A 13,397-nucleotide genomic window follows, 5' to 3' on the forward strand; every position below is an offset into this window, starting at 1 on the left:
TCATTTTTATGAGGTAGTCGTTTTGATAGAGCCATCGGTCGAGTCCAGGGTAGGCACCGCAGGTGAGCGGCAACCTGTAACAACAATGTCTTTAGAACCACAGGGACGTTGGGGCAGCCTGGCTGTATTCAGGGAGTCAGGTGTAGAACCGCTTTTGCCGGACAATACTCCGGATAAAATCCTGATAAACGACAACGATGAAGACAACAACCCATCGCTGCACCGTCGCCAACCGGCCAGCCTGGCTCGCACTGGTCAGCCGCTGGATGCCGCAGTGGTGCCGGGGGGGCTGTCCGGTCTTGCCACTGCTGGCATGGCAGTAACCGGCAACCGTAACAATGACCCGTGGATTGCGGTGGCTGATGCCGAAACCCTGGGCAAGATTGGCCATGATCCGGACTACCCGCTCAACGGCAATTACCAGCAAACCGTTGCGTATATTGACGGTGGCCAGTCGCGCCAGTCCATTGGTAATGACACTCATCCCTTTACCGGCATCCTCCGAGGCAACGAAGAAAAACGGACCATTGGCAACCTCAGAAATTGCCTGGTGAAAACGTTGGCCGGTGAGGGTCGTGTGGATAGCCTGCGCTTTACCGGTGCCAATATAACCTCCACAGGTGCCACCGGGGTGGTGGCCTGTAAAATTTCAGACCAGGCCACAGTCAGCAATATTTGTGTTGATAATGCCCGGGTAGTGGCCTTGGGTAAAAAGGCCATTGGGGGGATTATCGGCGGGGATGTCAGTGGCACGGTTGTCAACACCATGGCAGTGAACAGCAATGTACAAGCACACAGTTCCAGATCCAGATTCAGGTTCAGTGCCAAGGCAGGTATTGGCGCAGGTCGGCTTACAGGAGGCATGGTTGTCAATACCACAGCGGTGAACTGCACCGTGGCAGCCTCGGCAGGAGGGGGCGCAGGCATTGGCGCTGGACACCTTGATGGTCATGGCATAATTGCCAACACCACAGCAGTGAACTGTAAAGTAGTTACACCTGATTATGGCAATGCTGGCATTGGTGTGGGATACCTTCGGGTTGGTACGCTTGCCAACACTACGGCATTGAACTGCAAAGTGGTGACTCGCAGTGGCGGGTCAGGCATTGGTGCAGGGTGGCTTGATCATCATATCTGCAGGGTCAGCAACACCACGGCGGTGAATTGTCAGGTGGAAAACGCGGGTGCAGATTTATCCGGATTTTCTGGCATTGGCTCGGCTGGCATTGGCGCGGGCATGGCTAATGTCTTCGACACGGTGGCTGACACCACAGCAGTGAACTGCCAGGTAGTAACCTCTGGAGAGAATGGTGACTCAGGTATCGGCGTGGGCAGAGCTTCTGTTGCTGGTGCGGTTGTCGACACCACCGCAGTGAACTCTACTGTTGTAGCCTCCGGTCAAGGTGGCAGGGCAGGCATCGGTGCCGGGCGGGTGCTCCTTGACTTGGCCACTGTTGCCAACACCACAGCCGTGAACTGTCATGTGAAATCCACAGGTTCTGGTGGAGGCGCAGGCGTCGGGGCGGGCCTGATCAGACATAGCACGGTATCTGAAACGATTGCCAACACCACCGCGCTGAATTGCACTGTGTTAGCCTCGGGCAAGGAGGCAACGGCAGGTATCGGGGTGGGGGATATTGATTCCGGTGGCACTGTGGTCAGCACCACGGCGATTAACTGCCAGGTCGATAGCCTGGGTGAATATTCAACAGCTGCTGTCAGGGGTGGGCCTGAACCCGATATCTGTAATGTTCATGTTCATGGTCGCGAGCAGAACAATACAGACAACGATTGTCGTTCCGAGCAGGATAAGTTATGTGCAGGCCTTAACCATCGACTGCTGACAACGGATTGCCAGTTTAATGATGATTTTGTCGGATTGATCAGAAGTAATACCCGCCGGTTATGCCCTGTTACCCCAACAATAATACCATCTGCCTCCAGTAACAGAAGCCCGTCGACGTCGGGCCTGAGTAACGGGGTCATAGTCGGTATTGCCTTTGGCGGAGTGCTCTTTGTGCTGGTCGGAATTGGTTTCTGTCTCTATCGCTATTATTGCCACAGAGGATCGTCCAGGGCTGCGGGGAAACATTACGAGCCTTTGATGGCCAGAGGCAGGAGAGACATCAGCCTTACCATGGATGGATCCAATAATTCACAGCGAAGCCGCAGAGGAGCGGGCAATATTTCTGCACCCACTGATAATGAACGGATGCCGTTAATTCCGCGGACATAGGTTAATTGTCTGTGCAGTAAGGGTCTGTCCTGAAATAATTGCATGGTTAACACAGCCCAGGCAGCAGAACCTTCATAAATGGGTACAATCAGTTGTTGACCTGCTGGTTTATTAAGGGTTCCAACGGTGTTTCGGGTTCCGTTTGTATTTGTGCCTGGTTCCGACGATGGTATTGGTACAAAGCGCATAGACCAATGCCTGCAAGGACCGTGATAGCTGTACCCAGGCTGGCACCCAGGATCACCCCCGTGTTCAGGGTTTCAACCAATGGTGTGGGCGTTGCGGGTAGTGTCGGTGTTGGCGGCATGCCGACAGATGTCATTGATGCTTCCGGTAACGTCACAACGCTGTCTGTTACTGGTGCTGTGGTTGTCATTGCAGCCATTGCCAATGGTGCTGTGGTAGTGATCGTGGGATTGATGGACGTTAACGGCGTTGTGATGGTGTGGCCTGTAATGGTTGTATCGGACATTACCAGCTCGCTGAGCGGGGCCGGGGTTGTCAGAGTTGGGCTGGACTGCGGGCTGGTTGTGTTGGCCTTTGCTGTTGTGAGTGGTGTCAATGCCGGTTGTTGTGAGGTTGTATCAGCCATCACGGTTTTATTGACGGGTGCCCTTATTGGTTGAGAAACCGAGCCCGGAGCAGCAGCGGGGGGGCTTGAACAGTTCCAATGATCTTCGGTGAGTGAATCAGGGTTCAGCTGGCAATCAATGGTCACAAAACGTGCATCAACCGTACGACACAACCCGGGTAAAGTAACATTGCCGATGTTTTTCAGTTCACCGTTAACCCGACTGTTCAGTGATGCGGTACCCTTCACTTTGCCTGATCCCACTGCCTGACCAATATCTGCAACACGACCGTTGACTGAGCTGTTCACTGCGGTGGTATCAGTAACTTGCCCCTCGTTCTCACCTGCACCAATAGCAGCCCAGGAACGATTGTGACTTGCTGAAACAGAACAATCGATAGCCGTTATGCCGTTGATTTCACTTTGCTTATCAGTGAGAGACCCAGCGCCAATAGCAGCAAAGCTGCGTTCATTCTCTGTGTTGACATGGCTATTCAGGGCAACAATCTCGCTGACCTTGCCAGCAGCAGTCGGAACCCACCTGCCAACCCGCCCACCACCAATCGCAGCAGCACTCGTGCCTTTTCCCTTCGTTGTGACATTACAGCTGACTACAGTGAGTTGTTTTATCTGGCCAGTGACCAACCCACCACCTATAGCGGCGTGAGAAGAGAGCCCTTCGCTGGAAACCTGACTGTCTCTAACGATCATGCGCTCGATGTCACCTTCAACCCATCCTCCCCCGGCTCCGGTATAGGTGTATTCCTTGAAAGAAGTGACTGAGCAGTCAACAATCTCAATATCTTTCAGAACGCTCTTTTTTTCCTGAAACCCGGTGATCACACCGGCACTGGCTTCCCCCCATGGTTTTCCTAGTCTTCCCCGTTTGCTGGCTAAAACATTGGCATGCTCAACCCGGACATCACTGACCGCAGATCCACCGGACATTTTGCAGGCCAGTACAGCAGAGTGCTGCTTTTTGGGTTGGTCAATGGTGGAATTGGCAATAAGCAGATTCTTAACGTCGGCACCGGACCCAAGTTCACCAAACAAACAGTCCTTCAGATCGCTTATGGTATGGCACCCACCGTCAAAGGTGCCATTAAATGGCTTAATGTCATTGCCAACCGGAACACCGGTGTTATGGCTGAAGCTTCGTCTCTGTTGATAGTGGGCGTCCATGGGATAGTCATCGTTACTCCCGATGTTGCCCAGTGTTTTACTATCATCCACGGGTATCGGGTTGTTCCGGGACCCTCGTTTTCCTTCTGCGGGCAGAGCCGAAGCACCCGTTAGCCGATCCATCGCCATCAGGGCGACGGTTGCTTTGGCCGGACCGGATACACTGACTGTTGTACCGGAAGTGGTTACTGGCTTACCCGGCTTTTCAGCTTCCCGGTTTTTATTGGTGATATTTTGTGAATGGCTTTCTGACTCATTTTCCGAACCGTTGGTTGACTCTTTACCCGACTTGTTACCTGACTTGCCCATATTGTCCAGGCTATGAGCCAGGGAAAAGGAAGAGCAGAGTGTTCCTACCGCATCACTCACTGCACTGGCATGTGGTACCCAGCAGGAAATTGCCTTGCTGGCCAGCCCAACCCCTTGTAAGACATTCGCCACTAAACTTGTTTTGTCGTTTTTATTTTCAGCAGACATGGTATTGGCAACCAGGGTAGTTGGCTGATTGGTTTGCCGTTGATGTTCAGGAACATAATTGGGAGAAAGAGAGCTGAAGAAAGCGGTAACACCTGACTGGACGGCAACTGCAAAAATGCCTAATTTGCCGGTGGAATGGTTTTTTGCCGGTTCGTCAAGGCAGGGATTGCCGGTTACATCTGACAGGGCTGTATGAGTTGAAGAAAGTGGCTGCACAATTCACTCCATAGAAATTGTTCCGTTTAAACATTCAACGTTCCATTGTTGTATGGGCGCAAAACAAAATATATGGTTAATATAGCCTTTAGCCTAGAAGGCTTTTTTGTCGTTATTTCAGTTTTGGTAAGATTGCTTTGGACTATATAAAGCCCACAGCAATTTCTTTCCTGATTATCACTGACCTTACGTCATGAGTCAGCTGCTTTGGGGTCACATATGGTCCGCTCCGAATTGCAAGGAAAAGTTTGCCATCATGACTAAAGAGTAATTAGCAGATTATTCCCTTGAACTAATGCGCTTTGAGAACTCTAAAGTGAAGATTTCCATCGTGCTTTGACTAAGGGATGTTCATCATGCCCGGGGGCTGCATGTATTCGAAGTTCTTCAGGTGAGACACCAAAGCCTTGGACATCACATTCATCGGCGTATAACTTCCTATCATCAATATTGATCAGTTTTCCAATAAAGAAGTGCTTGGCTCGAAGATCTTCACGGTTAATGTGTGCAGCCAAACCAGGTTCCGAGAGAAGGATTGTTCTATGCATGAGTGTAGAATTAGGGTCGTAAAAAATAACCTTCATGCATCCTTCGTGCTTCTTTAATCTCAGGGCCATTGAGTGGCCACCGGTTACTTCATTTCTTTGCCTTGAAGAAAAAAGAAAATTCTTTTCATCACCACCTGCCATATTCCAGTACTTTCTACCAGCTTCGCAAGAGCCTCAGAAAACGTTTCCTCATGGAAATGATATCCGTCAGCAAAATAGGATCTGCCAGGTGTTGGCGGTGTCATTGGGCCATCTTTTCGTCCATTTGGATACTTAAACGCATCCAGGATGGGAATATCAGGTATGTTGGTAAAAGTTGACTGTATTTTTTTTACCGTGTTTATTTCTGCAAACGCACCTTTTCCCGGACCCAACATTCTTGTGGCATAAGCCCAGGCGAAATGTCGGCAGACAATTTTTTTGCCAGGTTTTATGGTGTCAGTATCAGAGCGGCAAGCTTGACCATTAAGGCATATGGGAAACAGGGAATTATCGGAGTTGTACATGGGGATTGGAACAATACGGTCATCCTCCATGTAAGCAAGTTTAACCTCAAGCCAACGCCCTTCAACATGTAGTTTATCGATCTTTTTGTAAACATAGTCCGTTGAGTTCCTGCAGGCTGACGGGATACTAATGTTAAAAGCTGTTAATGGTTTATGGAGTGTTTGGGTGAACCATGCATTTGGGTGTTCTTGCATCAGCTTTTGGGTGTTACCGTCTAAAACCCCGACAGAATAACCACCAAAAAATGCTTTGATGCCATTAACATAGCAGGTTATGGACCTGGTTAGCAGTGAGGATTCGCAATGCACGAACCATGAATGAGTTAGTGCTGGCAGAGCGCCAAGTCTGATTTGTTCCATTGTCGGTAACTCCTTGATAATTTAATTCTTATGGTTTATAGCCCATTAGAGTATAGAAGTACTAATAAGTTCCGCAGCGGTTCCCCTGGGAACAACGAACGTGGTGGTTGGTTGCTCGAAAGAGCGTGTTTTTATAAAGGGCAAGAGTGCCTTGTGATGTAAGTTTCTTTTTGATAACCACATGACCTTTGGCATCAACACCATGTAGCTGGAAACTCTTTTTACTCAGATCAATTCCGTGGAAAGCTACCTGACCTTTATGATTAGTTCCTGATTTGTTTTGCGTGCCCGTGGTTCGCTCCGTTTCTTATTCTGAAACCTTGAGGTTATTACCGCCCTTGTGCTTTTTGCGCCTGCTTTCTGGAAGGGTTAAGCGAGTTAGACACGGTCAAAAACCATACTCTTTCTGATAATTTGGCCAACTTCCGCAGTAATTACATTTACCTTTGGCGTAAAAGCTAGCTGCAGTTTTTCTTTTTTACGGGCCTCCCTGGCGGGGTTCAACCAATTAGCCAAAGAACGCATCTGCGCATCATAATGATTATCAAAATTCCGATAAACATACGCCAGAGAGCTTAAATAAGCGGCCACATTGAGGCCTGCGGATGAGCCAGGCATGATGTCAGGGTGAACCTTGAGTTTATCCAGGGCTGCTTCAAAGCTGCCATAGACATCAACAGGTATAAAGCTTTTCACCTCAGGGTAATCACGGTTCAGATACTGGCGCAGACCTTTCAATAGCAGCTCAGCGGCTTTTTTTTCATCGCCAATAAGATGAAAGCCCCAACCCGCAGAATGAAGAATCCATATATCATTTGGAAAAAACTGACAGGCTTCCAGGGAAAGACGCTCGACAGCATCCCGGTATTTATGAGGAACGTGATAGTAATCCAAAAATAGCTCATTCAACTCTCTCCAGTAATCCCGCTCATTGTTTTTGCTTGCGGGCTCTGAAGAACCGGTTTTCACTGTCCGTGAATGCACAGCATGAGCAGTGTCTTGTTTGAGTTTTATTGCTGGACAAGGTGGATGGCAGGATTGAGCAGATTCTGTTTTTTCTCTACGTCGAGAGCCCGTTGTACGAGCTTCTGCTCCCCGTTTAAGTCTGTTTTTTCTATTACCTTGCTGCGGTTTACTGCGGTCGACTTTAGCTTGTGGTTTAATATCAACGCTGACATCTACCTCATCTTGCCCTGGAGATTGATCAACGTTCTTCAGATCATCCATCCCGGTCATGATCATCATCGTAGCAACAGCCTTGTGCTCATAGAACTCTTCTCTCCATTTGATACCTTTATCTCTGTAATAATCTGCTGCATTTATACAGGCATTATATACCGCCTCGTTATCACCCATTTTTTCCAGGCAACGAATCCATTCTTCAAATACCGGAACTTGATTTTCTCCACTGACCAGGGACTGATAAATAGAGCTGGCTGTATCAACGGAACCGTATATTTCTTCACACCTGGCCTGCATATAGTTTTTCAATACACCTGCTGAAGGCTGCAGAAAGGAAAAGTATTCGTAACATTCAATTAATCGTCGTGCATCGTGCTCAGATTTTTCTAATACACAAACTGTTGCAGTATGCAACAACTGCAACAGCCCATAACGCTTAAGATCATCATAAACACTAATGACTGACTTATGTTGAAATATCTGACAACTCTCTTTTACGTAGGAAATCACCAGTTCCGTGTTAACCTCTTTTCCGATCAGCAAATTGAAATGTAACGTCTGAATCTTGATGACATCAAGCTTACCCCCATAGGTTTTTATCTGCAGAAATTCTTTTTCCCTTTCACTTAAGTGTGGCAATCGACCAAAACATTTCAAAGCTACTTTTACCGGTAGCTCTGGACTAAAGTAAGGTGCACAATAATGACTGCCATCAGCATTAATGCAGCTGCAGATAATATTTATCGTAAAATACCCTTCCCAAAATTTACACCATAGTGGAAAAGATGATATCTGCCCCATATCGTCCTTGCTAAGTACAATCCTGAAAATTAGCTCGACAATTTCTCCAATCTCATGTTTGGCGGCAACAGTTATTGGTAATTTCATAGATTGAGCCTTGTTGAGTAGCGCAACCGTGATGGGCGTAGCACTGTATAGGTTCAAGGCTTTAAAATGTTCTCCATACACTTTTTGCATAATACATATCATGCATTGTATAAAATTATCAGGGCTGTAAAAATCAGACAATATCTCAAGAAGACTAGCAATGTCTTGTTGTCTTATTTCTTCTTTAGAATCTAATTTAAGAGAAAAGATCTTGTTTGTAATAAGCTCCAGCTGTCTTAACTTAAAAAGATTTTCAACTTTTAAGTCATTCTTCATTTGCCTAAGTTGAGAAACGGTCATTTTTTTTCTGGAAACAGAACCAATTTTTTCATCATTAAACGTCGGACCTTTTTCCAAAACACGAATAGCTTTTACAAGAAGGAGATATTCCTGAGATCTGGCATCAAAAAAAACAGAGCTAAAGCCTGGAGAGCCAAGGTGATTAGTAGTAACTTCAGGCTCTACAGTACGCGTTGAAAGACTATCAGAAGCAGGATGAGCTGGAACTCCTTTTCTTTGCAAAGGAGTGTCAAGCGTTTCAGACATACTATCCCCGGCAACTGAGGATGCATATTCAGAATGAAATGAATTACACTTCGAGGAGATCATAATTATTCACCAAATCAATAGGAGCCTGTCAAAAAAATAGTCTCGTCAGTAAAGTCCGTGCTCACAGAATATAATATGTCGACGAATCTGATGTATGACATTAAAACTGATTTATTATTTGTGGAATCTTGACAAGTAATTGTAGAGGAGCAGGATTAACCTGCGCAGGAAATAGGACACCCAAGCAGAAACAGGACAGGAAATAGGCCCCCCATTTTTGCCCTGCTGGCCTCGCCGGAAACTGTGTTTGTGGCTTTCCAGGATAGTCCGAAAGGCAAACTGGGGGTAGCGCGTTTCAAATGATGTTCCGCAAAACTCATTCTATCTTGGCTCATTTGAAGCGGTTTTGGGAGTGGAGCGGACCATTCCATTAGGTCTTGAAGCTTGAATCCATTCAAAAGAAAGACCTAAGCCAGTTTCGGCTTCCCTGGGTTTGCGTTAAGAAGAAAGACCTGACCCCCAGCTTTTTAAGAAGAAAGACCTGACCCCCAGCTTTTTATGACCCCCAGCTTTTTAAGAAGAAAGACCTGACCCCCAGCTTTGAATGGTCTGCTTCAATTGTTGCGGATTTATGTACCAGATGTTTGACCAGTCCAAGGTTCCCTTGCGCTGCGGCCTCAACGACAGGCGTAGTGCGCCCACTACTGTAGGCATTAACATCTGCACCTTTGACCAGCAGGTATTTCACGATGTCACCGAAACCACTCCTCGTTGCTATGAAGATTTGACCAGTTCCAAGTGCCCCCGGCCGCAGGCCTGACACAATGGGGTTTCCTGGCCCATGCAGTGGGCGTGAATGTCTGCGCCCTTGTCCAGTAGCCACTCTACTGCTTCTATGGAGCCACTGCGTGCTGCAGAAGAGATCGGGGAATTAACCTTCCTCATCAATGTTGATGGTTGCCCTTCTGGCAATGTAATCCATCATCACCTTTTTACCACCCTCAGCAGCGCGGCGAAATAGGGTGGTGCCAAGGTCAGGAGCATCAATTCTCAGCTTATAACGCTCAAGCAAGTACTCCAGCAGTTTGCAACTGCCAGAATAGGCCGCAGCCTCGATGGGGTGGTGTCCTTTCCGGGTGATGGCGTTGATGTCCGGGCCGCCGGCATTGATGTCCGCTCCCTGGTCAAGCAGATATTTGACCGTTTGCAGGTTGCCGCTGCGGCAGGCAGCCCAGATCAGGGTTTTGGCACCGGTTTCGCCATGGCTATTGTTTGCACCTCGCTCAAGCAGTAACCTGACCAGCTCAAAATGGCCGCAGATTGCTGCGGCATAAACCGGGGTATGTTGCCCGGTACTCTGGTTATCAATGTCCTCGCCCCGATTGAGCAGATACTCTACGATTCTGGAAAACCCCATTTTGGCGGCATGGTGAATCGGGGCATCCCTGCCCGGGCAAGCGATTTGCAGATAGGCACCGTTCATTTCCAGAAGCGCTACCAGATCCTGGTGGCCACCATTAATGGCCCAGTACAGTGGCGAATTGACGCCTGTGGTGCTGCCAGCCTGTATGTTGGCATGATGTGCCAACAGAAACTTGATTATCTCCCGACGCCCGGCAGCGGTTGCTACTGACAAAGGTGCATGGAGAGGGTTACTGGCCTCAAGGTGTGACCCCGAAGACAGCAGAAACTTTACTACTTCAAGATTGCCAACCAATGCGGCCAGCCAGATTGGGGTGTACCACGATCCTTTCTCAACAGCCATGGGCAGTAGGGCGGCAACAGAGGGGTCTAACCCGCTAATGTTGACTGGTTGCTGATCCAATGTCGCAATCTGGCTGGAGAGGTTGCAATTAACATCGGCACCCTGTTGAAGCAATGCTGAAATGGCGTTAATTTCTCCATGCAAAATTCCAGACATCAATTGCCATTGCCAGTCTTCCGGCAGGGGCGGAGGGGTATGCTGCCCTGATGGCGCGATGGTTCGGTCTATCAGGGCGGTAGCGGCGACAGGGCTGTTGTGGGCAGGGGCAGCCTCTTTTGGCAAGGCAGGAAGAACCGGGGCCGATGACTTATCAGTGGCATCAAGGCCAGAAGGCTTTTTGCCGGTGGATATGCCGGTGAATGTACTCTGGCCATCAGGACTGGAAACTGCACCATACATTTTTTTGATCCTAATTCAGTTTTTATAAACCTATTTGACATTTATCTGCCCTTTTTTATCCCTCTACGGACAATTATTTTTATATGAAATATCCGGGCTAATGTATCAAAAAAGTGACTGATTCCTTAGCAGTAAAGATAGGGAAACTTTTTGGCTTCATTAGCCCAAACTTTCATTTCACTCATTTTTTGACTCATCAAGGATAAGCGCCTCCGGGCTTCCGGCAGGAACTGCTGCTGCAAGCTGTTGTTGCAGGAATTGAACCACCTCCTGATGGTTCCCTTGCCTGGCAATGGAAAGTACGTCCGCATTTTCAGCCGGGTTGGAGTAGTGAATGTTGGCACCCTGTTGACACAGGTACATGACGGTATCCAGACGACCAGACTCTGATGCAGTCCAGAGTGCGCTGCCAAGACTCTGGCATTCCACATTAACGTCAGCCCCCTGCTCAACAAAATACTTCACCACATCAATAGTGCCTCTTTGTGCCGCTAACCAGAGAAGGTCGGAGATGTCAGGCCTGGGGTTAGCACTGAAATGGGTCTTGAATGCGCCGAGCAGGTACTTTATTGCGTTCAGTTGGCCTCGACAGGTCGCTTCAGTGAGTGCCATAGAGATGTGTGACGGCTTGATATGCTGCATTATCGCCTTATTTTCAAACAGGTACTCCAATACGGGGCAATGACCTCCGTTTGCGGCGACATTGAGCAAAAGGTCTGCTTCAATGATTGCGGATTTATGTACCAGATATTTGACCAGCCGAAGGTGCCCTTGCGCTGCGGCTTCAACGACAGGCGTAGTGCGCCCGCTATCGTTGGCATTAACATTGACGCCCCTGTCAAGCAGGTATGCCACGATATCCATACTGCCAGCGCTGGCCGCCCAATAGAGTGGCGAACCCCACCCAGTACCTTGAAGTCTTGCGCCCTTGCTGTCCAGGGATTTGGCCAGTTCAAAGTGCCCCCGGGCGCAGGCCTGGCATATTGGGGATTGATGGCCTCGGCAGTGGGCGTGAATGTCTGCGCCCTTGTCCAGTAGCCACGCCACCGCTGCGATGGAGCCGCTGCGGGCTGCGGAAGAGATCGGGGAATAGTAACCCTTCTCATCAATGTTGATGGTTGTCCTGCTGGCAATGTAATCCATCATCACCACCTTGCCTCCCTCAGCAGCGTGGCGTAATAGGGCGGTGCCAAGGCCGGGAGCATCAATTCTCAGCTTATAACGCTCAAGCAGGTACTCCACCAGTTGCCAACTGCCAGAATAGGCAGCAGCCTCAATAGGGGAGGTTTTTTTCCAGGGGCAGGTATTACTGTTGATGGCGTCGAAGTCCCCGCAACCGGCGTTGATGTCCGCCCCCTGGTCAAGCAGATATTTGACCGTTTGCAGGTTACCGCTGCAACAGGCTGCCCAGATCAGGGTATTTTCACCGGTTTCACCATGGCTATTGTTTGCGCCTCGCTCAAGCAGTAACCTGACCAGCTCAAAATGGCCGTTGAATGCCGCGGCATAAACCGGGGTATGCTGCCCGGTACTCTGGTTATCAATGTCCTCGCCCCGATTGAGCAGATACTCCACGACTCTGGAGGATCCTACTTTGGCGGCATGGTGAATCGGGGCACTCCTGCCCGGGCAACCGATTTGCAAACGGGCACCGTTCTGTTCCAGAAACGCCACCAGATCCTGATGGTCACCTTTAATGGCCCAGTACAGTGGCGAATTGACACCTGTGGTGCTGCCAGCCTGTATGTCGGCATGATGTTCCAGCAGAATCTGGACTATCTCCCGATGCCCGGCAGCTGCAGCTCCTGTCAGTGGTGCATGGAGAGGGTTACTGCACTCAAGATGTGCCCCCGAAGACAGCAGAAGCTTTACCAATTCAGGATTGCCAGTTGTTGCGGCCAGCCGGAGTGGGGTGTATTGCGATTCTTGCTTAAAAACCCTGGCCAGTTGGGCGGCAATTGAGGGCTCTACCCCGCTAATGTTGACAGGTTGTTGATCCAATGTCGCAAGCTGGCTGGAGAGGTCGCAATTCACATCGACACTCTGATGAAGCAATGCTGAAATGGCATCAATTTCTCCGTTCAAAATTCCAGACACCAATTGCCATTGCCAGTTTTCCGGCAGGGGCTGAAGGCTTTGATGCCCTGATGGTGCGATGGTTCTTTCTATCAAGGCAGTGGCGGAGGCAGGGCTGTGGGCAGGGGACGTCTCTTTTGGCAAGACAGGAAGAACAGGAGCTGACGACTTATCGGTGGCATCAAGGTCATAAGGCTTTTTGTCGGTGGATGTGCCGATGAATGCACCCTGACCATCAGGACTGGAAACTGCACCATACATTTTTTTGATCCCAATTCAGTTTTAACAGAACCGTTGGACATTTATTTCCCCTTTTTTATCCCCCGGACAATTATTTTTATATGGAACTAATCTATTAAAAAAGTGACTGATAAATAAAGAATGAGTTGTGAAAGAGAGGAACTTTTACAAGAAGGCGTAGTCTTAAGCTGTAATTCAACAA

Annotated in this window: 9 protein-coding genes; 1 reads left to right on the forward strand and 8 read right to left on the reverse strand. The window is 48.9% G+C overall.

Going from position 1 to position 13,397, the window contains the following annotated elements:
- Positions 1 to 22: 22 nt before the first annotated feature.
- Positions 23 to 2,236 carry a hypothetical protein gene (locus tag O3276_RS02010; RefSeq protein WP_269674132.1) on the forward strand — a complete coding sequence of 738 codons (2,214 nt, stop codon included), beginning with the start codon at positions 23 to 25 and terminating at the stop codon, positions 2,234 to 2,236.
- Positions 2,237 to 2,324: 88 nt separating this feature from the next.
- Here the strand turns inward: O3276_RS02010 and O3276_RS02015 are convergent, their stop codons facing one another.
- From O3276_RS02015 to O3276_RS02045, 8 genes are all read right to left on the reverse strand, one after another.
- A complete protein-coding gene (locus O3276_RS02015; RefSeq protein WP_269674133.1) occupies positions 2,325 to 4,682 on the reverse strand; it encodes a M26 family metallopeptidase in 2,358 nt (785 codons plus the stop codon).
- 311 nt (positions 4,683 to 4,993) lie between these two features.
- Positions 4,994 to 5,371, reverse strand: a complete 378-nt coding sequence (locus O3276_RS02020) for a DM10 domain-containing protein (protein ID WP_269674134.1) — start codon at positions 5,369 to 5,371, stop codon at positions 4,994 to 4,996.
- On the reverse strand, positions 5,314 to 6,096 hold the full coding sequence (locus tag O3276_RS02025; protein ID WP_269674135.1) for a hypothetical protein: 783 nt from the start codon (positions 6,094 to 6,096) through the stop codon (positions 5,314 to 5,316). Before O3276_RS02025 ends, O3276_RS02020 begins: the two co-directional genes overlap by 58 nt.
- A 378-nt stretch (positions 6,097 to 6,474) precedes the next feature.
- Positions 6,475 to 8,712: a Rho termination factor N-terminal domain-containing protein gene (locus O3276_RS02030; protein WP_269674136.1), complete on the reverse strand. Its 2,238-nt coding sequence runs from the start codon at positions 8,710 to 8,712 to the stop codon at positions 6,475 to 6,477.
- 559 nt (positions 8,713 to 9,271) lie between these two features.
- Complete coding sequence (locus O3276_RS25380; protein ID WP_269677209.1) at positions 9,272 to 9,538, reverse strand: ankyrin repeat domain-containing protein; 267 nt, start codon at positions 9,536 to 9,538, stop codon at positions 9,272 to 9,274.
- A complete protein-coding gene (locus O3276_RS25620; protein ID WP_442876557.1) occupies positions 9,490 to 9,660 on the reverse strand; it encodes an ankyrin repeat domain-containing protein in 171 nt (56 codons plus the stop codon). The genes O3276_RS25380 and O3276_RS25620 overlap by 49 nt, the downstream gene beginning before the upstream one ends.
- Complete coding sequence (locus O3276_RS02040; RefSeq protein ID WP_269674138.1) at positions 9,647 to 10,879, reverse strand: ankyrin repeat domain-containing protein; 1,233 nt, start codon at positions 10,877 to 10,879, stop codon at positions 9,647 to 9,649. The genes O3276_RS25620 and O3276_RS02040 overlap by 14 nt, the downstream gene beginning before the upstream one ends.
- 177 nt (positions 10,880 to 11,056) lie before the next feature.
- Positions 11,057 to 13,216: an ankyrin repeat domain-containing protein gene (locus O3276_RS02045; protein WP_269674139.1), complete on the reverse strand. Its 2,160-nt coding sequence runs from the start codon at positions 13,214 to 13,216 to the stop codon at positions 11,057 to 11,059.
- Between the last annotated feature and the right edge of the window lie 181 nt (positions 13,217 to 13,397).

The organism is Endozoicomonas sp. GU-1 (assembly GCF_027366395.1).
Classification (GTDB): Bacteria; Pseudomonadota; Gammaproteobacteria; order Pseudomonadales; family Endozoicomonadaceae; genus Endozoicomonas.